Below are 22,988 nucleotides of genomic sequence, written 5' to 3'. Positions count from 1 at the left end.
CCGGCCGGCCGGCACCGGGGACCCGCCCGCCCCGCCGGCCCCTCACCCCCCGCACTCCGCCCGCACGCACGCGGCGAGGCGGTGTACGGCCTCCGGGACGGCGGCGTCGGAGAGATTGCCGTAGCCCAGCACCAGGGCGGGAGAGCCGCCCGCGGGCTCGGCCCGGTAGCGGTCGAGGCCGGCCAGGCGCAGCCCGCGCCGCGCCGCCCGGCGGACGACCCGCTCGGCGGAGCACTCCGGCAGGTGCAGCAGCAGATGGAAGCCGGCCGCGGCGCCCGACACCTCCAGCCCGGGCAGCGCGGCGGCCAGCTCCCGCAGCAGCAGGTCCCGCCGGCGCCGGTAGCGCAGCCGGGACGCCCGCAGATGACGGTCGTACCACCCGGCGTCCAGGAACTCCGCGAACGCCAGCTGGTCGATGACGGGCGGCGGCGTCGTGGCCGCCTCCTCCGCGCGCAGCGCCTCCGTCCAGCGCGGCGGGGCGGCCAGCCAGCCGAGCCGCAGGGCCGGGGACAGCGTCTTGCTCAGCGACCCCATGAGGACCACCCGGGACGGGTCCATGCCCTGGACGGTGCCGATCGGCCGCCGCTCGTGGCGGAACTCGGCGTCGTAGTCGTCCTCCAGCACCAGACCGTCCGCCTCCCGCGCCCAGCGCAGCAGTTCGGCGCGCCGGGCCGGTGACAGCACCGTGCCGGTGGGGAACTGGTGGGCGGGTGCCACCACGACGGCCCGCACCTCCGGCAGCGCGCGCAGCCGGTCGACGCGCAGCCCGTCGCCGTCGACCGGCACGGGCACCGGCGTCAGCCCGACCGCCGTGACCGCCGCCGGCAGCCGCGACCAGCCGGGGTCCTCCACGGCCACGCACGTGTGCCCGGCCCGGCGCAGCGCGCGGCACAGCCGTACCGCGCCGTCCAGGGTGCCGTCGCACACGACGACGTTCTCCGCGGCGGCCACGGCGCCCCGGCCGCGCACGAGATAGGCGGCCAGCCGCTGCCGCAGCCGGGGATGGCCCGGCCAGTCGGGCAGTCCGAGGTCGGCCGAACTCATCGAGGAGGTCGCCGCGCGCACCGCGTCCGCCCACCGCTTGCGGGGAAAGGCCCGCAGATCGGGCACGCCCGGCAGCATGTCGAACTCCGGTGGCCGCGACGGCTCCGGGCCGGTCCGCGCCGGCCCCGGCACGGACACCGCGCCCGCCCGGACCCGGGTCGCCGAGCCGCTGCGCGCCTCCACATAGCCCTCGGTGACGAGCTGTGCGTACGCCTCGGTGATCACCCAGCGGGAACAGCCGAGGTCGGCCGCGAGGACCCGGCTCGGCGGCAGGGCGCTGCCCGGCGCGATCCGGCCGGTGACGACGGCGGACCTGAGCGCCGAGCCGAGCCGCCGGTGCAGGGGCCCGGCGGGCTGCCCGTCGAGGTCGAGCAGGGTGCTCCAGGCGGGACCCGGGCGGTCCTGAGGCATGCCTATTCCCTCCTTGGCCAACACTTTAAGGAGTTGGGCAGTGGCTTATCTCACCGACCGTCAACCCTTGCCTACGGTCGCGTAGGTCACATTCAAGGGTGAATCATGGACGGCTGTGGCAGACGATTCGAAGAGTGACAGCAGATCAGTGATCGGGTCGTACGTGGCGCTGGGGGACAGCTTCACCGAGGGCGTGGGCGACCCCGGACCCGACGGGCAGTTCGTGGGCTGGGCCGACCGGTTCGCCGTACTCCTCGCGGACCGGCGGCCCGAGGGCGACTTCCGGTACACCAACCTCGCCGTGCGCGGGAAGCTCCTCGACCAGATCGTGGCCGACCAGCTTCCGCAGGCCGTGGCCATGGCGCCGGACCTGGTGTCGTTCTGCGCCGGCGGCAACGACATCATCCGCCCCGGCACCGACCCCGACGAGGTCGCAGAACGGTTCGAGCGGGCGGTCGCGCAGCTCGCCGCGGCGGCCGGCACCGTGATGGTGACGACCGGCTTCGACACCCGCGGCGTGCCGCTGCTCAAGCACCTGCGCGGCAAGATCGCCACCTACAACGGGCATGTGCGGGCCATCGCCGACCGGTACGGCTGCCCGGTGCTCGACCTGTGGTCGCTGAAGTCCGTGCAGGACCGGCGCGCCTGGGACGACGACCGGCTGCACCTGTCGCCCGAGGGCCACACGCGGGTGGCGCTGCGCGCCGGCCAGGCGCTCGGCCTCGACGTGCCGGCCGACCCGGAGCAGGCCTGGCCGCCGCTGCCGCCGCGCGGCACGCTGGAGGTGCGGCGGGACGACGTCCACTGGGCCCGCGAGTACCTGGTGCCCTGGATCGGGCGCCGGCTGCGCGGCGAGTCCTCCGGCGACCACGTCACCGCCAAGGGCGCGCTCTCCCCGGACGACATCAAGATGCGGATCGCGGCGGTGGCCTGAGCCGCGCCGCCTTGCCCGGCGGGCCCGGGGTCAGCCCTCGGCGCCCGTCGGCAGCGGCGGCTCCGCCGCCATCCGCTGCCACTCCTCGTCGGTGAGCACCCGCGAGCGCAGCAGGAACCGCACGCCCTCGGGGGCCTCCAGGGAGAAGCCGCTGCCGCGGCCGGGGACCACGTCGACGGTGAGATGGGTGTGCTCCCAGTACCGGTACTGGTCGGCGCTCATCCAGAACGGCGTGTCCCCGGCGACATGGCCGAGCAGGACGTCCGAACCGCCGACGCGGAACTCGCCGCGCGGGTAGCACATCGGTGCGCTGCCGTCGCAGCAGCCGCCGGACTGGTGGAACATGACCGGGCCGTGACGGCTCGTCAGCTGCCGGAGCAAGTCCGCCGCGGCCTCGGTCAGTTCGACCCGGGTCACCCGTCGCGTGTCCATGCGCACCTCGTCTCGTCACCGGCCGGCAGGCCCGGACGGGCCTTGGCCTCCCTCACCCGATACTGCGCGATCGGCGGCCGGACGTCAGGAGGCCGTCCACGGGAACCTGCGACCGGCGGTCAGGGCACCACCGTGCCGGTGACCGAGTCGCCGGACCGGGTGACCTGGTAGGTGACGGTGGCGCCGCTGTGGAAGTGGAAGACCAGCGTGGCCGGCTGGCCGTCGCGCAGGGTGTTCAGGAAGTCCGGCGTCAGCACGATCGCGCCGTTGCCGTAGTCGGGCGAGAACGCCTTGTTGAACTCCTGGTAGGGCGTCCAGTCGGCCGGTCCCGCGTTGCCGCCGTCGGCGTACGTGGCGTGCAGGGTCGCCAGCACGTCGCCCCGGAACAGCGTCGGGACGGTGAACGAGCCCGTCGTCCCGGTGGCGTCGGCGAGAACCGGGGTGTCCTGGGTGATCACCTCGATCACCCACGGCAGCCCGCTGGTGAACCGGGCCTGGAGCGTGGCGTTGACGCCGTAGGCGCGGTCCCCGGTCAGCCGGGTCAGGGCCCGCGCGGTGAGGGTGAGCCGGCTGCCGGAGAGGGTGTAGTCGCGCCCGGCCACGAGCCTGGTGCCGTCGTGCCACAGCCCCCGGAAGCGGGTGCCGTTGAGGTCCAGGGTGAGGGACTGGTCCGTGACCGGCCGGGACCTCGGCACGAACACCTTGTCGAAGGAGGCGGTCGCCGAGCGGGTGGTCCAGCTCGACCTGATCCAGGCGAACAGCGCCGGGTCCCGCCACCGCAGCGTGGTGCGGTCCAGATAGGCGAAGGGGTCCCACAGGGCGGTGGTGACACCGGCGGCGCGCGCCCGGTACCCGAGGTGTTCCAGGTACTTCAGCGCCTCGCCGCGCTCGACGCGGTCCGGGTGGAAGTGGTCGGGCCAGCTGAGCAGGCCGTACTCGCCGAGGTAGACGGGGATGCCACGGGCGACGAACGTGTCGTGCATCCGGGCGAACGCGTCGTCGAGGTCCTTGCGCGCGGTGGCGTCGTAGTGGGTGCCGCCCGCGATGTTCACGCTGAACGGATACCAGCTGTAGTAGTGCACCGTCGCGACCAGGTTGCGGTCGTGCAGCGCGCCGATCGTGGCGGCCAGGTCGTCCATCAGGGGCTGTGACGGCGTGCAGTACTGCGTGGGCAGGACCAGCAGACGGTCCGCGTTGGCGCCGCCCGAGCCGCGGACGATCGAGTGGAAGGACGTGTTCAGCTCGTTCAGGAACCGCGCCTTCTGCGCGTCCGTGGCGTTCTCGAACTGCGGTTCGTTCACGCTCTCGAAGAGCAGCGTGCGCGGCGCGTTGCGGAACCGGTGGGCGATCTGGGTCCACAGGGCGTCGAAGCGGGCGCGCACGTGGTCGTGGTCGCCGGCCATCTTCGCGATCCACTGCCAGGAGTCGTGGTGGAGGTTGAGGACTACGTACAGGCCCTCGGCGAGCGCCCAGTCGACGACCTGCTCGACGCGGTCCAGCCATGCGGGGTCGATGGTGTACGGGGCGGTGGCCGTGTGGTGGTCCGTCCAGGTCACCGGGATGCGGACGCTGCGGAAGCCCTGCGTGCGGATGGTGTGCAGCAGTTCCCGGGTGGCCGGCGGGTTGCCCCAGGACGTCTCGTCGGGGATGGCGTCGAGGGTGTTGCCCAGGTTCCAGCTGGGCTGCATCGCCGCGACCGCGCCCAGGGCGGAGACCGGCACCCGGTGGCGGCCGGGGGCGGCCGGCGCGGTGCCCGCGCCGATCCCCAGCAGGGTGACCAGCGCCAGCAGCAGGACGGCCAGACGTCCCGGGCCGCGGCCGCGGCGACTTCCGTGCAGGGTGTTCACGTGCTGTTCCCCTCTCGATCGGTCGTGCGGGCACGGTCGTCCGGCAGGTAGTCGAACCAGTCGAAGCGGACGCAGCCGTGCGCGGCGTACATGCCGATGACCCGGCCGGTGAAGCCGCCGGTGACCTCGGTGGACAGATAGCGGCCGTCGAGCGACGCCAGCTCGCTGAACGTGCGGTCCGGCTCCTCGACGCCGAGGGAGACGACGTCGGGGCCGGTGCACGGGCCGTGCGGCGGTGGGGGATCGGCGATGGCGACGGCGAGCACCAAGGGCCCGGCGGGAACCTCCCGTTCGGCGACGACGGCCCGCACGTCACCGATGCGCGTGATGACCCGCACGCGCGTGCCGCTCGCCTCGATGGCGTAGTGGTGCCGTTCGTCGAGCCGTAGGGCGAGGCCGCCGCGCCCCTCGGACGCGTCGACGAGGGTGCGGGCCCGGCAGGCGTGGTGCTGCTGGCGGCGACCGGTGAAGACGACGTCGGGCGCGTCGAGGGAGCCGCCCCGCGCGCGCAGCGTCAGCCATCCGGGGCGTTCGCCGGTGGTGACGTGCTCGGCGGGGCGGTCGCGCACCGAGATCCAGTACGGCCGCAGGCCGGGGTCGTCGAAGTCGTCCCGGGGTTCCTCGGCGGGGCCGGGGGTGAGCGGCCAGGGCAGCGCGGACGGGTCCGGCGCCACCTCGCCGACGACGGGCCAGCCGTCCACCCAAGTGACGGGCGCCAGGAAGGTCTCCCGGCCGAGCACGTGCCAGCCGGGCGTCCCGCCCCGGGGCCGTACCCCGAGGAAGACCATCCACCAGGAGCCGTCGGGCCCCTCCACCAGGTCGGCGTGGCCGGTGTTCTGCACGGGGTGGTCGGTGCCGCGGTGGGTGAGGACCGGGTTGGCCGGGCACGGCTCGAACGGGCCGTCCGGTGTGCGGGAGCGGGCGATCGACACGGCGTGGCCGCGCTCGGTGCCGCCCTCCGCGATCAGCAGGTACCAGTACGCGCCGATCCGGTACAGATGCGGTGCCTCCGGGGCCTTGGCGCCGGGCGCACCCGACCAGACCGGCCGCGGGGTGTCGTACGTCTGTCCGGTGACCGGGTCGATCCGCAGCTGCGAGACCCCGGCCACCGTGCACCAGCAGGTGCCGTCCTCGTCCCAGGCCAGGTCGGGGTCGATGCCGGGCACGCCCGGCGCCCACACGGGGTCCGACCAGGGCCCCGCGGGATCGGTCGCGGTGACCACGAGGTTCCCGCCGCCCTCACTGGCGTTGGTGACGATCAGCCAGAAGCGCCCGTCGTGATACCGCAGGGTGGGGGCGTAGATCCCGCCGGAGGACGGCATGCCGGCCGGCAGCCGCAGTTGCCCGGGCCGGTCCAGGACATTGCCGATCTGCCTCCAGTGCACCAGGTCGCGGCTGTGGAAGAGGGGGACGCCCGGGAAGTACTCGAAGCTGGAGCAGGCGAGGTAGTAGTCGTCACCCGCCCGGCAGATGCTCGGGTCGGGATGGAAGCCGGGAATCACAGGCTCGGCGGACACGCTGTCCCTTCGTCGAGTGCGCGTCGAAGCGCTTCACTAGGCACGGCAAGCTAGTGGACGTGATTCCGGTGAAACAAGGGTTCGGTGGTCGTCGATGCGCTTCGACACGAGCGGCAGCCCCCACGCCGGACGCTTTTCGGACGCCGCCGCGTGATCGGTGGCGGACACCGTGTCGCCGGTGTAGCGTCGTGATCAGCAGTCGTGGTTCCGAAGTTCCGTTCGCCCGTGATCGCCTCACGGGCGTTCTTGCTGTACGGCGCCTCTTTGGACCAGGGCGATCACCTCCGGGGCCGCAAGGTGCGGGCCCGGCTTTCCTCCAAGGAGACAGCCATGGCCAAGGGCACGGTCAAGTGGTTCAACAGCGAGAAGGGCTTCGGCTTCATCGAGCAGGAGGGTGGCGGGCCTGACGTCTTCGCCCACTACTCCAACATCGCGAGCCAGGGCTACCGCGAGCTGCACGAGGGCCAGAAGGTCGAGTTCGACGTCACCCAGGGCCAGAAGGGCCCGCAGGCGGAGAACATCCGCCCCGCCTGACACGCTGAACGCCGAGCCCGGCGTCCCCACCGCGGGGGCGCCGGGCTCGGCGTATGCGGGCAGGTGCCGCCGGTCAGGTGGTGGTGCCGGTCAGCGCGAGGAACTCGCTGCGCGAGCGGGCATCGGTGCGCAGCAGCCCGAGGAGGGTGGAGGTCATGGTGCTGGAGCCGGTGGCCTGCACCCCGCGCAGGGTCATGCAGCTGTGCTCGGCCTCGATGACGACGCCGACGCCCTTGGGCTCCAGATGGGTCTGCAGCCAGTCGGCGACCTGCTTGGTCAGGCGCTCCTGGACCTGCGGGCGGCAGGAGAAGTGCTCGACGACGCGGGCCAGCTTCGACAGGCCGAGGATCCGGCCGCCGGGCAGATAGCCGACATGGGCGGTGCCGACGAACGGCAGCAGATGGTGCTCGCAGACGCTGCGGACCGGTATGCGGCGGGCCAGGACGAGTTCGTCGTAGCCCTCGTCGTTGGGGAACGTCGTCAGGTCGAAGGGGCGCGGGCTGAACAGTTCGGCGTAGGCGCGGGCCATCCGGCCCGGTGTGCCGCGCAGGCTCTCCGAAGCGGTGGAGACGCCCAGGGCGTTCAGGAACTGGCCGGCCGCGCGCTCCGCCGCGGCCAGGTCGATCCCGTCGGGCTCGTGGACCACCCGCAGGGCGGGCACGGCGGGCGCCGCCTGGTCGGCGGGGCGTATGCGGACCGCTGTGCGGTGGGACGACTCGGTCATGTCAGCTGCCGCCGATGCCGAGAGCGGTGAGCAGGACCAGCACGAGGGTGACGACGGCGAACAGGCCGTGCGCCACGACCACGGCCACGGGGAAGTGCCGTTCGGCGGGGACGGTCCCCTCCGCGCCCGGAGTGGCAGCGGCCGCGGCGCGCTCGCGGTGCACGGGGATCCAGCGGGCCAGCATCGCGAAACCGAGCAGGGCGACCGGCAGCAGCAGGCCGAAGGCCGTCCAGGCCAGGGCGTCCTTGTCCGCGACGACGTAGACGATCCACACCACCAGGCCGATCGCGGCCAGGGCGAAGTGCCCGAAGATCACCGGCGCGGGCAGGCGGCTGGTGCCGGACTGCTGCTGCCGGATCCCGCCGCGTTGGATCCAGGTGCCGAGCAGGTAGAAGCCGCCGAGGGCGGTGACCACCCAGGCGATCAGTGCGGCGATGTCCATGAGGAACTCCTAGCCGATGGTGAGGGGAGAGGCGGCCCGCCGGGTACCGGGCCGTGGGAAGGGAACGGGGCGGCCGTCAGGAGGCCCGGCCGGAGCCGCCGGCCGCGTATCCCTCGGCCTGCGTGCTCTCGTCCGCGACCCGCACGCCGTAGCGGTAGGCGAGCTTGCCGCCAAGGAACCCCGAGACACCGAGGACGGCCAGGCTGACCGCGGACAGGGCGAGCCGGCCGGCGCCGACGCTGCCGCCGTCGGTGTACGTGCCGTACCGCCACAGGAAGTTGAGCGCGTAGGCGACGGTCACGCCCAGGTTCAGCGCCATGTGCACCAGGCCGGTGCGGAACGCGGGCGTTCCGGAGGGGATCGCGAACAGGTCGAGGAAGCCGACCATGGCGGCCAGCAGCGCGCCGATCACCCCGACCGCGATCAGCCACTCCGAGCCCTGGGTCAGGAACGCCGGATCGTCCACCACATGGGAGGCGATGTCGAACGCCAGGCTCGCCACCCAGGCGCCGATCGGCACCGTCACCAGGATCGGGTGGAAGGGGTGGCCGTACGGGCCGGCGAGCGCGGCACTGACCGGCCGCTTCGCCTGAAGCTGGGACTCGTTCACCGTCATCGCGACCTCCGTAGTTTCACCAACAAATCTTGGTCTTATTACGTCCGGTCGTCAAGATGCCCAGGTCGACGTGGTCGAACAACGCGAATACCCATACGAGAAGGAGTTACCGTGGTCCCGTGGCTTCTGATCCGATACCGCCGACCCGGGCGGCCGACGCCGCCATCGACTCCGTGAGCGTCCTGGGCGAGGACCTGCGGCGACGCATGTTCACCTTCATCAGGCGGGCCCACCGCGCGGTCACCCGCGACGAGGCCGCCGCCAGCGTCGGCATCTCCCGCAAGCTGGCCGCCTTCCACCTCGACAAGCTCGTCGACGCCGGCCTGCTGCGCGCCCGCTACGAAACACCCGGCGGCGTCCGCAAGGTCGGCCGGCAGCCCAAGGTCTACGAGCCCACCGACACCCAGCTCACCGTGAGCATCCCCGACCGGCGCCATGAACTCCTGGCGGACCTCCTGCTGGACGCCGTCCTGACCGAGGGACCCGACGAGAGAGCCACGCAGGCGGCGACCCGCACCGCCGGAGTGCGCGGACGCCTGCTCGGCGAGAGCGAACGGGAGCAGACGCGCCCCGGCCGCCTCGGCGCCGAACGCGGGCTGACCCTGTGCGAGCGCATGCTCGACGAGCACGGCTACGAACCCGTCCGGGAGACCCCCACCGACATCCGCCTGCGCAACTGCCCCTTCCACCCCTTGGCCGCCAAGGCCCCCGACCTGGTGTGCGGCATGAACCACGCCTTCCTCACCGGCTATCTCGACGGCCTGCGGATCAGCGGAGTCCAGGCCGTCCTGGCCCCCCGGCCCGGCGAGTGCTGCGTCCGGCTCACGCCCGCGGAGACGGATCCCGACGAGGCGGCAGCCGAGGACCGCTGACAGCGCGCCGCACGCCGCGCGCCGCACGCCGCACGCCGCACGCCGCGCGCCGCACGCCGCACGCGAAAAGGGGCGCCCGACCAGGCAGCTTTCCTGGTCGGGCGCCCCTTGTGCCGGTGTCTAGAAGAAGCCCAGCTTCTTCGCGGAGTAGGAGACGAGGAGGTTCTTCGTCTGCTGGTAGTGGTCCAGCATCATCTTGTGGGTCTCGCGGCCGATGCCGGACTTCTTGTACCCGCCGAACGCCGCGTGGGCCGGGTAGGCGTGATAGCAGTTGGTCCACACGCGGCCGGCCTTGATCTCGCGGCCCAGGCGGTAGGCCGTGTTGCCGTCGCGGGTCCACACGCCCGCGCCGAGGCCGTACAGCGTGTCGTTGGCGATCTTCAGGGCCTCGTCGACCGAGTCGTACGTCGTCACCGAGACGACCGGGCCGAAGATCTCCTCCTGGAAGATCCGCATGTCGTTCGTCCCGCGGAAGATCGTCGGCTCGATGTAGTAGCCGCCCTCCAGGCCGGACACCGTGCGCGGGGCGCCGCCGGTGAGGACCTCGGCGCCCTCCTTCCTGCCGATGTCGATGTAGGAAAGGATCTTCTCGTACTGGTCGTTGCTGGCCTGCGCGCCGATCATGGTGGCCGGGTCGAGCGGGTCGCCGCTGACGATGGCCCGGGTCCGCTCGACGCAGCGGGCCATGAAGTCGTCGTAGATCGAGGAGTGGACCAGCGCCCGGGACGGGCAGGTGCACACCTCGCCCTGGTTGAGCGCGAACATCACGAAGCCCTCGACCGCCTTGTCCAGGAAGTCGTCGTCGGCGGCCATGACGTCCGGCAGGAAGATGTTCGGGCTCTTGCCGCCCAGCTCCAGGGTGACGGGGATGATGTTCTCGCTGGCGTACTGCATGATCAGGCGGCCGGTCGTGGTCTCGCCGGTGAAGGCGACCTTGGCCACGCGCGGGCTGGAGGCCAGCGGCTTGCCCGCCTCGACGCCGAAGCCGTTGACGACGTTGAGGACGCCGGGCGGCAGCAGGTCGGCGATCAGGTCGACCACGTACAGCAGGCTGGCCGGGGTCTGCTCGGCCGGCTTGATGACCACGCAGTTGCCGGCGGCGAGCGCGGGCGCGAGCTTCCACGCGGCCATCAGGATGGGGAAGTTCCACGGGATGATCTGGCCGACCACGCCCAGCGGCTCGTGGAAGTGGTAGGCGACCGTGTCCGCGTCGATCTCCGCGATGCTGCCCTCCTGGGCGCGGACCACGCCCGCGAAGTAGCGGAAGTGGTCGATCGCCAGGGGGATGTCGGCGGCCAGCGTCTCCCGCACCGGCTTGCCGTTCTCCCAGGTCTCGGCGACGGCGATCCTCTCCAGGTTCGCCTCGATGCGGTCGGCGATCCGGTTGAGGATGTTGGCGCGTTCGGTGGTGGAGGTATGGCCCCACTTCTCGGCGGCCCGGTGCGCGGCGTCCAGCGCCAGCTCGACGTCGGGCGCGGTGGAACGCGCCACCTCGGTGAAGGTCGCGCCGGTGACCGGAGAGGGGTTCTCGAAGTACCGGCCCTCGACCGGCGGGACCCACTCGCCGCCGATGAAGTTGTCGTAGCGGCGGGCGAACTCGACGATGCTGCCTTCTGATCCGGGCTGCGCGTACACCATGGCGGCTCTCCTCGAAGGACGGTGCGTATCCCCGGCACGGCGGCCTGGTGCCGCGGTGCCGGGGCCACTGTCGCTCCGCAAGGTTGGCGGGAGGTTGGCGTACGTCCCCCGCGCACGGCCCGCCCGGTCAGTCGCGCAGCGCCGTGCTGAGCCGGCCCAGCGCGATCGGGCGGCGCGGGTCGTCCGGGGCGAGCAGGCGCAGCGCGTGCTCGTGCACCTGCGCGTCGTACGGCGCCCGCTCCCCGTAGCGCAGGGCGTCCTCCGGGCCGGTGCTCGCGAGCACCGCCTCACGGACGGCCACCTCCAGCTGGGCCCGCCACTCGACGATGCCGGGCGCCTCGGAGCGGGGCAGCAGGGGGCCGCGGTAGTGCCGCAGCGCGGTGCTGGTGTCGCCCCGCCGCAGCGCGTCAAGCACCTCCACCGCGTCGCAGGTCACGGGGGTGGTGAGGGCGTAGCGGCGAGGGGTGACGCCACCGCCGAGGGCGCGCCGCAGATGCGAGATCTCCGCCTTGAACGTGGAGGCGGTCACCGGGCGGTCGCCGTAGACGGCCTCCCGCAGCCGCTCCGCCGTGAACCCGTCCGGCTCCAGCGCGAGCAGTGTGAGGATCTCCAGCTGGCGCGGGCGCAGCGGCAGCGGTACGCCGCCCCGTTCCGCCCGCTCCACACCCAGGCACGCCAGCCGTACCGGGGTGCCGGGCGCCGGCGGCCGGGGCGCGGGCAGCTCGGCGGCCAGCCGGCTCTCGATCGCGGTGACCAGCGACCGCACCGTGGACATGGCCAGCGGGTGCGAACGGTCCCAGGTGGTGGACAGGTCGAGGACGCCGAGGATCCGGCCGTCCGGGGCGTGCACCGGGGCGCAGTAACAGACCCAGCCGTGCAGCGCGGACACCAGGTGCTCGGCCGAGAAGACCGTACTGGGGCGGCCGGTGCGCAGGGCGAGGGAGAGGGCGTTGGTGCCCATGTCCGGCTCGTCCCAGCGGCCGCCCGGAGCGAAGTTGACGCGTTCCGCGCGGCTGCGCATGGTGCGCCCGCCACAGGTCCACAGGATGGTGCCCGATTCGTCGGTGACCGCGGTGACGAACCCGGCGTCGTCGGCGATGCTGTGCAGTTCCCCGGCGAGGTCGTCGACGGGCCGGCGCAGCGGCGAGGCGGCCCAGCGCCGCGCCACCGAGCCGTCCTCGGCGGCCGGAGCGCTGTCGCGGTGCGGGTCCACACTGCTCAGCGAGCGCAGCCAGGACTCGGCCACCTCCGGGCGCAGCGCGACTCCGCCGCCGGCCGGTGACCGGCGAGCCGTCCTCAGCTGCGGGATCCAGCGGGACCACTCGCCCTCCAGCGTGGCCCTGCGCTGCCTCAGGTCACTGCGCTGTGACATCACTTCCCCTGCCGTCGTCGGGGACGGGGCCCGTTGTCCGTGCGTGACGAGCCGACCACAGAGTTATCGGTCAAGCGGGCCGCGAAAGCAAGGTCGCGGGGGCGGGACGGGGCTCCTCCACGGCGTCCGCCGGTGCGGGCCGCTCCCGCCCGCCACGCCGTCCGTCACACCAGCCGACCATAATGGAACGCCCCGACTCCACCTGGAGGTGCCGTGACCGGTTTCCGTCTGACGAGCCCCGGGCCCAGCGCGCTACGGCCCGCGGCCTTCGGCGCGGACCCCGGCGGTGAACGCATGGCCCGTATCCGCCGGTCACCGCACTTCAAGGACGGTGTCTTCCAGAACCCGGGCGGTGTGGCCCGCACCCGCCCCTCCGGCTCCGCGCTGGACTTCGCCAAGATCTACTTCGACAAGGACGCCCGGCAGCGCCGCGCCCCCCGGGGCACCGTGCCCGTGCACGCCACCACCCTCGCCGACCTGGCCCGCCCCGCGGCGACGGGTCTGCGGCTGACCTGGGCCGGCCACTCCAGCGTCCTCGTGGAGATCGACGGGCAGCGGGTGCTGTTCGACCCGGTGTGGGGCGAGCGCTGCTCACCGTTCCCGTTCGCCGGGCCGAAGCGGCTGCACCCGGTGCCGCTGCCGCTGGCCGCGCTCGGCCCCGTCGACGTGGTCGTCATCTCCCACGACCACTACGACCACCTGGACCTGCCCACCATCAAGGCACTGGCCGGCACCGACACCCTGTTCGCGGTGCCGCTGGGCGTCGGCGCCCACCTCGAGCACTGGGGCGTGTCCGCCGGCCGGCTGCGCGAGCTGGACTGGCACGAGGACACGAAGGTCGGCGGCCTCACCCTCACCGCCACCCCGGCCCGCCACTTCTGCGGACGCGGCCTGCGCAACACCCAGCACACGCTGTGGGCCTCCTGGGTCGTCGCGGGCGAGGAGCACCGCGTCTACCACAGCGGCGACACCGGCTACTTCGACGGCTTCCGCTCGATCGGCGCCGCCCACGGGCCGTTCGACGCGACGATGATCCAGGTCGGCGCCTACAGCGAGTTCTGGCCGGACATCCACATGACGCCCGAGGAGGGCCTGCGCGCCCACCTCGATCTGCAGGGCGGCGTGCCCGGCGGGGTGCTGCTGCCGATCCACTGGGGGACCTTCAACCTCGCCCCGCACGCCTGGGCGGAGCCGGGGGAGTGGATGAAGGACGTCGCGGACGAGGCCGGGCAGGCCGTCGCCCTGCCGCAGCCCGGCGAGCCGTTCGAGCCGGCCGGGAAGGTGCCCACCGAGCGGTGGTGGCGGGGGGTGTCCGCGCCGGTCGAGCGCGCGTGGCGGCGGCCCGGCCCGGTGCCGGCGCCTGCCGTGCCCCCGAGGGACGAGCTGGATCTGGCGGGTGACCGCTGAGGCGGAGCCGTCACGACCTGTCCGGTGCCCGGGTCCGTCACTTCGACCCCGCGGCCACCAGCCTCGCCGTGAGGGGTTCGAGTACGGCGACCAGCTCGTCCAGCTCGGCGGGGGACAGGGCCTCGTACGGCGCGGCGGCGAGATCGTCGGTGAGCGCCTCGACGCGCTGCTTGGTCGCGCGGCCCGCGTCGGTGAACCGGCCCTCGGCGTCGACGAGTCCGCGGGCGCGCAGGCCGTCCATGACCGCGGCCAGCCGCTCCTTGGGCAGATGGTGGATGCGCCCGAACGACTCGGGCGGGTGGATGCCCTGCTCCAGCGCGGAGAGCACATGGGCCTCCGTGCCTCCGATGCGCTCGGTGAGCAGAGCGGCGATGTGCCCGTCGCCGCGGTGCTCGCGCAGCATGGTCGCCGAGTGCCACAGCCGGGCGACGGGGTCGCCGGGCACCGGCAGGGCGCGCATCCCGGCGTACATCACCCGGCCTTCCATGGGCGCGCTCGTCGCGGCCTTGGTGGTGAGGTCGGCGGCGCGCACCAGGCCGGGGGAGCCGGCCGGTTCGGCGCCGAGGATCCGCCGCAGGGAGGCCGCGCTGCCCCGTTGCCGCGCGGCGAGGGACGCCTCGGGCGGGATCGTCTCCCAAGCGCCGGGGATGTGCCGAGCGGCCTCCCCGTCGGCGAAGTTGTAGAAGGCCGCGTGCACGACGTTCGCCGGCACTCGCCCCAGGGGCGCGGCGCGGCTGGCGAAGTACCCGTCCCAGTAGGTGCGGTGGCCGAGCGCGGCGAGTTCCGCGTTGCACTCGTCGGCGAAGAAGGTGACCAGGCAGATCGGCTCCAGGAGCTCGAACATGCGGCGGGCGACAGGGGCCATGGCCCCCATCATGCCCGCCGCGACGTCCCGGCGGAGCCGTATGACGTGCTCCGCGCCTCCACGGCCGTCCGCCCCCGCGCGGGCCCGGCCGGGTTACCTCAGGTGGCGGTCGTAGAACCGGCAGCTGTCCTCCAGCTCGAACCACGGGGTGCCGGTGTGGCCGCCCAGGTTCGCGTGCAGCGTCTTCTGCTCGCCGCCGAAGGCGTCGAAGAGGTCCAGCGCCCGTTGCCGGGGGTTGCCCTCGTCGTCCCACTGGAGCAGCAACAGTAGCGGTACGGTGACCCGCCGGGCCTCCTCGCGCTGGGCGAGGGGCACATAGCCGCCGGCGAAGCAGCAGGCGGCCGCGATGCGCGGGTCGAGCGCCGCGAGCCGGATCCCGAGGGCGGTCCACCCCGAGTAGCCGACCGGGCCGCCGACCACCTCGGGCAGCTGGAGGACGGCGTCCAGGGCCGCCAGCCACTCCGGGGCCGCGTTCTGGACCAGCGGGCCGATGAAGGACTCGAAGATGCCGTCGACCGGTTCGCCGGCCCGCATCGCCCGCCGCAGGTCGGCGCGGGCCTGCTCGTCGGCGGCGGAACGGGGCCGGTCACCGCACCCGGCGGCGTCGACGGTGGCCACCGCGTAGCCGCGCGCCGCCGTGTAGCGGGCCCGGGCGACCAGCCGCGCATCCGCCTTGGGCAGGCCGTTGTTGTGGGCCATCAGGATCAGCGGGGCCGGCGTGGACCCCGGCGGCGTCCACAGGGTGCCGGGGGTCTCGCCGAGGGTGAACTCGCGCTCGCGGACGCCGTCGTCGAGGCGCTGCTCGGAAGTGAAGCGCATGGTGGTGCCTTTCGGGAGTGCTCGTGAAACGGCGCTCCCGGACGACCTACCGCCCGACCGTGACCCCTGAGGGGAGCACCCATGTCGATACAGCGTTCACGGGTACCACCTCCTCGTCTCTCGCACGGCCTCCGGGAAGGTAGCAGGGGCCGTCGCGGCCCGCCAAAGGATTTTTCGCCGTCAGCCCCTGCCGCCGTCGAGCCGCCAGACGCGGAAGTCGGTGACGTGGAAGTGGCTGAAGGTGGTGCGGAAGGCGAACCAGCCGCTGGTGTACGGCCGCGGGTCGGCGAAGTCGAAGACCAGCTCGCCGTTGCACCAGTACCGGACGCGGTGGCCGTCCGACACCAGGCGCACGCGGTGCGGCCGGTTCGCGGTGAGCAGCGGTGCCGTGTAGTCGTAGACGAGGGGCCGCTCGCCCGCGACGCCGACGTAGCGGCGCAGCCGGGTGGTGGTGTTGTAGTTGGCGCCGACACCCGCGTAGTACGTCGTGAGGTGGTCGTACTCGGCGAGTGCGCCCGAGCGGGGCGTGGCGAACAGGTCCTCGGGCGAACGGGCGTCCCTGGCGTTCCAGAACGAGTTGAGGTCGCTGACCCGGTCGTTGGGGCCGCCCGCGGCCACCGGGGTCGCGGTGAAGTCGATCTCGTACCGTCCGGAGAAGGGACGCGTGAACCACACCGACGCCCCCGCGGGCACGTCGACGTCCAGCACGCCGTCCCGTGCCGTGACGCTGCCGCCCCGCTCCAGCTCGGCCCGCCACTGCCCGGTGCCGTGCCGGAAGTCGTCGTGGGCCAGCAGCCGGCGGTGGTGGTCGGGTTGGGGAGCGGGCGGGGCGGCGGCCGTGGTCAGGGCGGCGAGGACCGCGACCGTGAGGCTCAGCAGGACGGGCGGCCGGCGGCGGCGCATGGCGGACTCGCTTTCGGAGGACGGACGGTGGCCGAACAGAACCCTAGAGAATCGAACAATTCTCAACGGTCGGTGCGGGAGAAGCGAAACAGGCCGTTCACGATCCGGCGGACCGTGACCGGCGGACCGTGACCTGCGGACCGCGACCGGCGGGATGCGGTGAACTCCATTGAGAGGATGGGCGCATGACGGAACGGCAGGTCGTGACAGTCGGGGTCGATCTGGCGGCGGACGCGCGGCGCACCGCCGTGTGCCGCGTCACCTGGGGCGCCGGTGGGCTCGACGCGGAGTTCGTCGTGCCCGACGGGGACGCGGAGCTGCTCGCGCTCGTGCGGGCGGCCGACAAGACGGGGCTCGACTGCCCGCTCGGCTGGCCGTCCGGCTTCGTCGACTTGGTCACCGCCCACCACCGGGGCGAGCGGCTGCCGTCCGCCGCCCGGTACGAGGGGCGCGCGGACGGGCGGGCCGGCCTCGATCCGCTGCGGTTCCGCCTCACCGACGACCTCACCTGGAAGGCGACCCGCATGCGGCCGCCGCTGTCGGTCTCCACTGATCTGCTGGGCGTCGTCGCCCTGCGCGCCGCCCGCCTCCTGGACGCCCTGGCCGCGACGGACGGGCCCGTACCGCGGGACGGGTCGGGGCGGATCGCCGAGGTGTACCCGGCGGCGGCCCTGCGCTGCTGGGGGATCCGGCCCGCCGGCAGCTACAAGCGGGCCGGGACGGAGACGCGCGGGGTGCGGGAGGACATCGTGTCCGCGGTGGAGACCGGGCTGGGGGTGCCGCTGCCCGAGGACGTCCGGGCCCGGTGCGTCGACAGCCACGACCACCTCGACGCGCTGCTGTGCGCCCTGGTCGCGCGGGCCGTACTGCTCGGGGGGACGATGTGGCCGCGCACGGCGGAGGAGCGGGAGGCCGCGGACCGGGAGGGGTGGATTCACTTGCCGGGGACGGGGACGGGGACGGGGACGGGGACGGGGACAGGGGCGGCGACGGGGACGGAGACGGGGGTGGGTGCGGAGGCGGGGCTCGCCGGGCTGCTGGGCTGACGTCAGTCCTCGTCCGTCACCAGCTCCCGAGGCGTCGCGATCACGTCGACCAGCGCCTCGCCCCGCAGTGCCGTGAGCGGCATGGGCCGGCCGATGGCGTCGGCGAGCATCAGGCGCTGCAGGGCCTGGGCGCCGGTGACGGGGCGGTCCCCGGCCGTCAGGAGCAGGTCGCCGGAGCGCAGGCCGGCCCGGGCCGCGGGCGAGTCGGGGACCACCTGGACGACCCGGAGCCCGGCGTCCTGCCCCAGCCGGTCGCGCAGCGCCGGCGGCAATGGCGCCGGGGTGCCCGCGAGGCCCAGCCAGGCGCGGCGCACCCGGCCGTGGGCGAGCAGCGTGCCGATGATGTACCGGCTGTTGGCGTTGACGGGGACGGCCAGCCCCAGCCCGAGGCCCGCGATCGCGGTGCTGATCCCGACCACCTCGCCGTCGGCCGTGGCCAGTGCCCCGCCGGAGCTGCCCGGATACAGCGTCGCGTCGGTCTGGATGACGTCGTCGATGATCCGCGCGGCGGGCCCGGAGCTGGTCGGCAGGGCGCGGCCGAGCGCGCTGACCACCCCGGCGGTGACACTGCCCGCCAGCCCGAGCGGGTTGCCGACCGCCACCACCAGCTGCCCCACCCGCAGCGCCCCCGCCTCGCCCAGCCGGACCGGCGGCGGGGCGGGCCCGTCGGCCCGGATCACGGCCAGGTCGGAGAGCGGGTCGGTGCCGATGACGTGGAAGGGGGCGCCGGTGCCGTCGGCGAAGGCCACCGTGCCGGCGTCGGCGTGCCCCACCACATGGGCGTTGGTCAGCAGGAACCCGTCGTCGGTGAAGACCACCGCGGAGCCGGTGCCGGTGGCGAAGCCCCCGTGCCGGCGGCGGTGCGCCACGCTGACCGCGGCGACCTTCGGCGTGATCTCCGCGGCCACCGAGGTGACGGCGCGCGAGTAGGCGTCGAGGGCGGCGCGCTCGCCGGGGGAGCGGTCGGGATCGGAGAGGGGAAAGGCTGCGGCCACGGTGCGACCCCTTTCGATTACCTCATGACAGCCTTACTCCTCCTTTCGGGTGAACGGGCCGCTGTTCGCCGTCGGCCGACGACGGAGCGGGCGCCATGACTGGGACATCTTTGCGATCGTTCACGATCGAGTTCGATCGTTTGGGGTTAGATGACGGTCATATCGGACCGGGTTGGGTGCCGGTTTATCGGTCTGTCGTACGAGCCCTCATACCAGAGCGGGACGCTTTGCGTGGGACTTTGTCAACTGCCCCTCGCACATGTTCCGTTCGCGACTACTGTGAGTGTCCGTTGCGCACCGACGCGCGAGCAAACAGGCCCGACGGACCAGTACGAGGACACCGATGTCTCACCTCCGCGCACCGGCCGCGCGCGCAGACCGCCGTGAGGGCGGCGGGCGGCACGGGCGGCCGGTAGCCCGCACCCTCCCCGCCGTGCCCGAGGCCCACATACGGTCACAGCTGCTGCGCCTGGCCGTGCTCCCGCCCGTGGCGGTCGCCCTCAGCGGCTGCGCGGCCGTCCTCTTCGCCGTCCGCTCCACCGGCGTGCACCCCACCCTCACCCTGTGGGCCGTCCTGGCCGGCGCGGTCGCGGTGGCCGGAGCCGCCGTCGGCATCGCCGCCGTCGCCGCGGGCCGCGCCGCCAGGGCGGTCGGCGAGCGCGTCGACGCGCTGCGCCGCAGCAGCGCCCGCGGCGAGGCCGACCTGCGGGCCCTGGTGGAGGCGCTGCGCCGCGGCGACACCCCGCCCCCGCGCCGCACCCGCGGCCAGCCGCCCGCCGACGCCGACGACTTCGAGCTGCTCGCCGCCGACCTGGCCCGCGCGCACGACGGCGCCGTCACCGCCGTGGTCCAGGCCGCCCAGCTCTCCAGTCAGGCCGGCAGCCAGCAGAAGCTGGAGGTCTTCGTCAACCTCGCCCGGCGGCTGCAGTCCCTGGTGCACCGCGAGATCTCCATCCTCGACGAGCTGGAGAACGAGATCGAGGACCCCGACCTGCTCAAGGGGCTCTTCCACGTCGACCACCTCGCCACCCGCATCCGCCGCCACGCCGAGAACCTCGCCGTGCTCGGCGGCGCCGTCTCCCGCCGCCAGTGGAGCAACCCCGTCTCCATGACCGAGGTGCTGCGCTCCGCCATCGCCGAGGTCGAGCAGTACTCGCGGGTCAAGCTCGTGCCGCCGATCGACGGCGACGTGCGCGGGCACGCCGTCGCGGACGTCATCCACCTGCTCGCGGAACTCGTCGAGAACGCCACGGTGTTCTCCGCCCCGCACACCCAGGTGCTGCTCCGCGCCAACCTCGTCACCTCGGGCCTCGCCGTGGAGGTCGAGGACCGCGGCCTCGGCATGCCCGTCGAGGAACAGCAGCGGATGAACGCCCTGCTCGCCGACCCCGACCAGGTCAACGTCGCCCGCCTGCTCGCCGACGGCCGCATCGGCCTGTACGTCGTCTCCCAGCTCGCCCGGCGGCACGGCATCCGCGTCCGCCTCCAGACCAACATCTACGGCGGCGTCCAGGCCGTCCTCGTCGTCCCCCAGGACCTCCTCGGCAGCGCCCCGCTCCCGGGGACCGCCGGCATCGCCCCCGCCGAGCCCCCCACCGGGGACCCCTCCGCCGTACCGGCCCGTGAGCCGTACGAAACCACCGGCCCCGTCGCCGTACCGGCCGCCGAGGCGTACGACACCGCCGTACCGACCCCAGGGGGAAGCGGCACCCCGGGCACTCCCGACGCGGCGCCCCGCCAGGGGCACGGCCTCTCTGCCGTACCCCCACCGCCCCCCGACGAGTTCGGCACCCCGGCGCAGCTTCCCGTCCCCGGCGCTCCCCCCGCCCCCCTGCCCGTCCGCGGCCGGCGGGCGGACCGGCCGACGCCCGCCTCCGCCGCGCCCGGGATCCGGCCCGAGGACCGGGCCGTCGTCGAGGAGAACGAGGGCCTGCCGCCCGTGCCGCGCACCGGCACCGTCCGCGGCACCATGGGCAAGCCCCGGCTGCCCCGGCGCCGCGCCCAGGAGCACATCGCCCCCCAGCTGCGCGGCGGCCCCGCACCACGCCCGGAGTCCGAACAGCCCGCCGGCCACGACCCCGGCCTGATGGCCGCCTTCCAGCGCGGCATCGGCCTCGCCGAGGCCCAGCACAGCGGCAGCATCGCGCACCGGCCCCCCACCGCCCTACCGTCCCCGGCCGCTGACCCCGGCCCGGACACCGCCCGCATAACCGAGGCGCGCACCGTCCCCGCGCACGCCGCCCCCGAGGCGCACCGCGTCCCGGACGGCCATACCGCGCCAGGCCCCGCCCCCACCGCCCCGACCGCCCGGCACGACGGGAGCGCGCCGGCCGGATGACCGTCCCCCGGCCCGCCCCGGGCCCCGCCCCCACCGCTCCCGCAGACCTTCGTACCCCAAGGAGTCGATCCACCATGGCGAGCGAAGCGCCGACCGGCCATGTTTCCGACCTCGACTGGCTGATGAGCGGCCTCGTGCAGCGCGTACCGCACACGACCAGCGCCGTCCTGCTGTCCAGCGACGGACTCGTGAAGTCCGTGCACGGCCTCGACCCCGACAGCGCCGACCACATGGCCGCGCTGGCCTCCGGCCTGTACTCCCTCGGCCGCAGCGCCGGCGTCCGCTTCGGCGACGGCGGCGACGTGCGGCAGGTCGTCGTCGAACTCGACTCGATGCTGCTGTTCGTCACCACCGCCGGCTCCGGCACCTGCCTCGCCGTGCTCGCCGGCCGCGAGGCCGACGCCGCGGTGCTCGGGTACGAGATGGCGATGCTGGTCAAGAGCGTCCGGCCGTATCTGGTGACAGCGCCCCGCCAGCACGCGGCCGAACCCTCGGTGATGAGGCCTTGAGCGTGGCCGCGGCCGGCGACGGGCCCTGGCTCGACGACGCGGCCGGACGGCTGGTGCGGCCCTTCACCGTCAGCAACGGCCGCACCCGGCCCACGGTCGCCCTGGACCTGCTGTCGCAGGTGATGGCCACCGGTGCCACCCCGCTCGGCTACCTCGGCCCCGAGCACGCGCAGGCGCTCGACCTGTGCCGCGTGCCGAAGCCGGTCGCCGAGATCGCCGCGCACCTGAAGCTGCCGGCGGTGGTGACCAAGGTGCTGCTGTCGGACCTCGTCGACTGCGGGGCCCTGACCACCAAGCCCCCCGCGTTCCAAGACCACCCCACCGACCGGGCTCTTCTGGAGGCAGTGCTCGATGGACTACGACGACAGCTCTGAAACGGCCCACGACGACGGCGACCCGTTCCCGACCGCGCTGAAGATCCTCGTCGCGGGCGGCTTCGGGGTCGGCAAGACCACCTTCGTCGGAGCCGTCAGCGAGATCGCCCCGCTCAGCACGGAGGAGCTGCTGACCACGGTGAGCGCCGCGACCGACAACCTCGACGGCATCGAGAACAAGGTCGAGACGACCGTCGCCATGGACTTCGGCCGCATCACCCTCGACCCCGAGCATGTGCTGTACCTGTTCGGCACCCCCGGCCAGGAACGGTTCTGGTTCATGTGGGACGAGCTGTGCGAGGGCGCGCTCGGCGCGGTGATCCTCGCCGACACCCGGCGGCTGGAGGAGTGCTTCGCCGCCGTCGACTTCTTCGAGGAACGCGGCCTCGGCTTCATCGTCGCGATCAACGAGTTCGACGGGGCCTACCGCTACGACCCGGACGAGGTGCGCGCCGCGATCGACCTCGACCCGGACGTCCCCGTCGTCCGCTGCGACGCCCGGATCTCCGCCTCCGGGGTGCAGACCCTGCTGACCCTCGTCCGGCACCTCATCGCCCACGCCCCGGCCGCTCCCGCGACCGGCCACGGCGCCGCCCTGTACCAGCCCGGAGCCCCGTCATGAGCTACGACCCACCGCGCCCGGCCGGCCGGCTGCTGGTCACCCCGGAGGACCGCGAGGCGCCCGCCCGGCTGGCGCGGCTGCGGCACCTCGGGCTGGGGGAGCGGCCCGAGCCCGCCCTGGACGCCTTCGCGCAGCGGCTCGCCGAGGTCACCGGGGCGCCGTACGCGATGGTCAACTTCCCCGGCGAGTGCGGGCAGTTCTTCGCGGGCCTGTGCATCCCGCCGCCGCTCCCGCCGGTGCCGGGCGAGCCGCCCCGGCCGCAGCTCGGCCGCGTCCTGCCGCGCGACCACGGCTACTGCCCGCACGTCGTCGTGCGGCGCCGGGCGCTGGCGCTGGAGGACGTCCGCGACTACCCGCGCTTCGCCGGCAACCCCGTCGTCGACGACTACGGCATCCGCTCCTACCTCGGCGCCCCGCTGATCGACTCGACCGGCACCGTCCTCGGCACGGTGAGCGTCGCCGACCTCGCTCCCCGGCCCTGGGGGAAGGCGGGCCTGGAGACCGTCAAGGCGTCCGCCGCCGACCTCGTCGTACGGCTGGAGCGCAGCGCCGAGGACGGGCTGCCCATCCTGTGAGGGGCGTGTCGCCGACGCCGCGCGCCGTCACTCCAACAGCCCCTCGCCACCCGCGTCCGCGCAGGTCAGCATGTGTGAAGCAAAGCTGAGGCGGCGCTTAAGAAAACCTCGATGGACCGGGGCGGGCGCCGTACGGCAGATTGCTGCACGAT

At 73.7% G+C, this 22,988-nt stretch carries 23 protein-coding genes; 10 read left to right on the top strand and 13 right to left on the bottom strand.

The annotated features are described in order from the left end of the window. Positions 1-42 precede the first annotated feature (42 nt). Complete coding sequence (gene pdxR, locus IE308_RS05045) at positions 43-1,455, bottom strand: MocR-like pyridoxine biosynthesis transcription factor PdxR (RefSeq protein WP_190216742.1); 1,413 nt, start codon at positions 1,453-1,455, stop codon at positions 43-45. A 148-nt stretch (positions 1,456-1,603) separates the two neighbouring features. Here pdxR and IE308_RS05040 point away from each other — a divergent pair, with 148 nt between their 5' ends. Then, positions 1,604-2,389 (top strand): SGNH/GDSL hydrolase family protein, encoded by a 786-nt coding sequence (locus IE308_RS05040; protein WP_110633446.1) that lies wholly within the window; start codon positions 1,604-1,606, stop codon positions 2,387-2,389. Positions 2,390-2,419: 30 nt separating this feature from the next. Here the strand turns inward: IE308_RS05040 and IE308_RS05035 are convergent, their stop codons facing one another. From IE308_RS05035 to IE308_RS05025, 3 genes are all read right to left on the bottom strand, one after another. Beyond that, entirely contained in the window at positions 2,420-2,821 is a 402-nt protein-coding gene (locus IE308_RS05035) for a DUF779 domain-containing protein (protein WP_190216741.1), read from the bottom strand. Positions 2,822-2,940: 119 nt separating this feature from the next. Beyond that, positions 2,941-4,668 carry a cellulase family glycosylhydrolase gene (locus IE308_RS05030; protein WP_229908705.1) on the bottom strand — a complete coding sequence of 576 codons (1,728 nt, stop codon included), beginning with the start codon at positions 4,666-4,668 and terminating at the stop codon, positions 2,941-2,943. Then, on the bottom strand, positions 4,665-6,185 hold the full coding sequence (locus IE308_RS05025) for a glycoside hydrolase family 43 protein (RefSeq protein ID WP_190216740.1): 1,521 nt from the start codon (positions 6,183-6,185) through the stop codon (positions 4,665-4,667). The genes IE308_RS05030 and IE308_RS05025 overlap by 4 nt, the downstream gene beginning before the upstream one ends. A gap of 330 nt (positions 6,186-6,515) precedes the next feature. On the opposite strand from IE308_RS05025, the gene IE308_RS05020 reads away from it, so the two are divergent. Then, positions 6,516-6,719: a cold-shock protein gene (locus IE308_RS05020; protein ID WP_086605444.1), complete on the top strand. Its 204-nt coding sequence runs from the start codon at positions 6,516-6,518 to the stop codon at positions 6,717-6,719. A gap of 73 nt (positions 6,720-6,792) precedes the next feature. On the opposite strand, the gene folE is transcribed toward IE308_RS05020, so the two are convergent. The 3 genes from folE to IE308_RS05005 form a co-directional block, all read right to left on the bottom strand. Then, on the bottom strand, positions 6,793-7,443 hold the full coding sequence (gene folE, locus IE308_RS05015) for a GTP cyclohydrolase I FolE (RefSeq protein ID WP_190216739.1): 651 nt from the start codon (positions 7,441-7,443) through the stop codon (positions 6,793-6,795). A gap of 1 nt (position 7,444) precedes the next feature. Then, the gene (locus IE308_RS05010) at positions 7,445-7,885 is read right to left on the bottom strand and encodes a hypothetical protein (RefSeq protein WP_190216738.1); all 441 of its coding nucleotides are present in this window, start codon (positions 7,883-7,885) and stop codon (positions 7,445-7,447) included. 76 nt (positions 7,886-7,961) lie between these two features. Further along, positions 7,962-8,501: a DUF2231 domain-containing protein gene (locus tag IE308_RS05005; protein WP_110633460.1), complete on the bottom strand. Its 540-nt coding sequence runs from the start codon at positions 8,499-8,501 to the stop codon at positions 7,962-7,964. Positions 8,502-8,620: 119 nt separating this feature from the next. Here IE308_RS05005 and IE308_RS05000 point away from each other — a divergent pair, with 119 nt between their 5' ends. Beyond that, a complete protein-coding gene (locus IE308_RS05000) occupies positions 8,621-9,373 on the top strand; it encodes a helix-turn-helix transcriptional regulator (protein ID WP_190216737.1) in 753 nt (250 codons plus the stop codon). A 120-nt stretch (positions 9,374-9,493) separates the two neighbouring features. On the opposite strand, the gene adh is transcribed toward IE308_RS05000, so the two are convergent. Continuing rightward, on the bottom strand, positions 9,494-11,011 hold the full coding sequence (adh, locus tag IE308_RS04995; RefSeq protein WP_190216736.1) for an aldehyde dehydrogenase: 1,518 nt from the start codon (positions 11,009-11,011) through the stop codon (positions 9,494-9,496). Positions 11,012-11,138: 127 nt separating this feature from the next. Beyond that, positions 11,139-12,383, bottom strand: a complete 1,245-nt coding sequence (locus tag IE308_RS04990; protein ID WP_190216735.1) for a helix-turn-helix domain-containing protein — start codon at positions 12,381-12,383, stop codon at positions 11,139-11,141. Positions 12,384-12,596: 213 nt separating this feature from the next. On the opposite strand from IE308_RS04990, the gene IE308_RS04985 reads away from it, so the two are divergent. Next, a complete protein-coding gene (locus IE308_RS04985; RefSeq protein WP_190216734.1) occupies positions 12,597-13,790 on the top strand; it encodes an MBL fold metallo-hydrolase in 1,194 nt (397 codons plus the stop codon). Between the two features lie 37 nt (positions 13,791-13,827). Here the strand turns inward: IE308_RS04985 and IE308_RS04980 are convergent, their stop codons facing one another. The 3 genes from IE308_RS04980 to IE308_RS04970 all read right to left on the bottom strand — a co-directional run bounded on the left by IE308_RS04980 (position 13,828) and on the right by IE308_RS04970 (position 16,377). Then, a complete protein-coding gene (locus IE308_RS04980; RefSeq protein WP_190216733.1) occupies positions 13,828-14,655 on the bottom strand; it encodes an SCO6745 family protein in 828 nt (275 codons plus the stop codon). Positions 14,656-14,748: 93 nt separating this feature from the next. Then, a complete protein-coding gene (locus tag IE308_RS04975; protein WP_190216732.1) occupies positions 14,749-15,474 on the bottom strand; it encodes a dienelactone hydrolase family protein in 726 nt (241 codons plus the stop codon). A gap of 180 nt (positions 15,475-15,654) precedes the next feature. Then, positions 15,655-16,377 (bottom strand): DUF6250 domain-containing protein, encoded by a 723-nt coding sequence (locus IE308_RS04970; RefSeq protein WP_190216731.1) that lies wholly within the window; start codon positions 16,375-16,377, stop codon positions 15,655-15,657. Between the two features lie 185 nt (positions 16,378-16,562). On the opposite strand from IE308_RS04970, the gene IE308_RS04965 reads away from it, so the two are divergent. Continuing rightward, positions 16,563-17,423, top strand: a complete 861-nt coding sequence (locus IE308_RS04965) for a DUF429 domain-containing protein (RefSeq protein ID WP_190216730.1) — start codon at positions 16,563-16,565, stop codon at positions 17,421-17,423. Positions 17,424-17,425: 2 nt separating this feature from the next. Here the strand turns inward: IE308_RS04965 and IE308_RS04960 are convergent, their stop codons facing one another. After that, positions 17,426-18,418, bottom strand: a complete 993-nt coding sequence (locus IE308_RS04960) for a S1C family serine protease (RefSeq protein ID WP_190216729.1) — start codon at positions 18,416-18,418, stop codon at positions 17,426-17,428. 343 nt (positions 18,419-18,761) lie between these two features. Between IE308_RS04960 and IE308_RS04955 the strand changes: the two genes are divergently transcribed. From IE308_RS04955 to IE308_RS04935, 5 genes are all read left to right on the top strand, one after another. Next, positions 18,762-20,756, top strand: coding sequence for a sensor histidine kinase (locus tag IE308_RS04955; protein ID WP_190216728.1), 1,995 nt, complete (start codon positions 18,762-18,764; stop codon positions 20,754-20,756). A 74-nt stretch (positions 20,757-20,830) separates the two neighbouring features. Further along, entirely contained in the window at positions 20,831-21,265 is a 435-nt protein-coding gene (locus IE308_RS04950) for a roadblock/LC7 domain-containing protein (protein ID WP_110633487.1), read from the top strand. A gap of 2 nt (positions 21,266-21,267) precedes the next feature. Continuing rightward, a complete protein-coding gene (locus IE308_RS04945; RefSeq protein WP_110633490.1) occupies positions 21,268-21,639 on the top strand; it encodes a DUF742 domain-containing protein in 372 nt (123 codons plus the stop codon). Beyond that, positions 21,617-22,261, top strand: coding sequence for a GTP-binding protein (locus tag IE308_RS04940; RefSeq protein ID WP_110633493.1), 645 nt, complete (start codon positions 21,617-21,619; stop codon positions 22,259-22,261). The genes IE308_RS04945 and IE308_RS04940 overlap by 23 nt, the downstream gene beginning before the upstream one ends. After that, a complete protein-coding gene (locus IE308_RS04935; RefSeq protein WP_190216727.1) occupies positions 22,258-22,836 on the top strand; it encodes a GAF domain-containing protein in 579 nt (192 codons plus the stop codon). The genes IE308_RS04940 and IE308_RS04935 overlap by 4 nt, the downstream gene beginning before the upstream one ends. Positions 22,837-22,988 lie beyond the last annotated feature (152 nt).

The sequence above is a fragment of the Streptomyces griseosporeus genome, from assembly GCF_014656055.1.
In the GTDB taxonomy this organism is placed as follows: Bacteria; Actinomycetota; Actinomycetes; order Streptomycetales; family Streptomycetaceae; genus Streptomyces; species Streptomyces griseosporeus.
The sequence above is the reverse complement of the archived record's forward strand: the minus strand, read 5'-3'. Positions and strand labels throughout refer to the sequence as shown.

Excerpts from the sequence above, each read along its gene's own strand:
- pdxR (WP_190216742.1), bottom strand. The coding sequence starts at position 1,455 with ATGCCTCAGGACCGCCCGGGTCCCGCCTGGAGCACCCTGCTCGACCTC.
- IE308_RS05035 (WP_190216741.1), bottom strand. The coding sequence starts at position 2,821 with ATGGACACGCGACGGGTGACCCGGGTCGAACTGACCGAGGCCGCGGCG.
- IE308_RS05020 (WP_086605444.1), top strand. The coding sequence starts at position 6,516 with ATGGCCAAGGGCACGGTCAAGTGGTTCAACAGCGAGAAGGGCTTCGGC.
- folE (WP_190216739.1), bottom strand. The coding sequence starts at position 7,443 with ATGACCGAGTCGTCCCACCGCACAGCGGTCCGCATACGCCCCGCCGAC.
- IE308_RS05010 (WP_190216738.1), bottom strand. The coding sequence starts at position 7,885 with ATGGACATCGCCGCACTGATCGCCTGGGTGGTCACCGCCCTCGGCGGC.
- IE308_RS05005 (WP_110633460.1), bottom strand. The coding sequence starts at position 8,501 with ATGACGGTGAACGAGTCCCAGCTTCAGGCGAAGCGGCCGGTCAGTGCC.
- adh (WP_190216736.1), bottom strand. The coding sequence starts at position 11,011 with ATGGTGTACGCGCAGCCCGGATCAGAAGGCAGCATCGTCGAGTTCGCC.
- IE308_RS04990 (WP_190216735.1), bottom strand. The coding sequence starts at position 12,383 with ATGTCACAGCGCAGTGACCTGAGGCAGCGCAGGGCCACGCTGGAGGGC.
- IE308_RS04980 (WP_190216733.1), bottom strand. The coding sequence starts at position 14,655 with ATGGCCCCTGTCGCCCGCCGCATGTTCGAGCTCCTGGAGCCGATCTGC.
- IE308_RS04975 (WP_190216732.1), bottom strand. The coding sequence starts at position 15,474 with ATGCGCTTCACTTCCGAGCAGCGCCTCGACGACGGCGTCCGCGAGCGC.
- IE308_RS04970 (WP_190216731.1), bottom strand. The coding sequence starts at position 16,377 with ATGCGCCGCCGCCGGCCGCCCGTCCTGCTGAGCCTCACGGTCGCGGTC.
- IE308_RS04965 (WP_190216730.1), top strand. The coding sequence starts at position 16,563 with ATGACGGAACGGCAGGTCGTGACAGTCGGGGTCGATCTGGCGGCGGAC.
- IE308_RS04955 (WP_190216728.1), top strand. The coding sequence starts at position 18,762 with ATGTCTCACCTCCGCGCACCGGCCGCGCGCGCAGACCGCCGTGAGGGC.
- IE308_RS04950 (WP_110633487.1), top strand. The coding sequence starts at position 20,831 with ATGGCGAGCGAAGCGCCGACCGGCCATGTTTCCGACCTCGACTGGCTG.
- IE308_RS04940 (WP_110633493.1), top strand. The coding sequence starts at position 21,617 with ATGGACTACGACGACAGCTCTGAAACGGCCCACGACGACGGCGACCCG.
- IE308_RS04935 (WP_190216727.1), top strand. The coding sequence starts at position 22,258 with ATGAGCTACGACCCACCGCGCCCGGCCGGCCGGCTGCTGGTCACCCCG.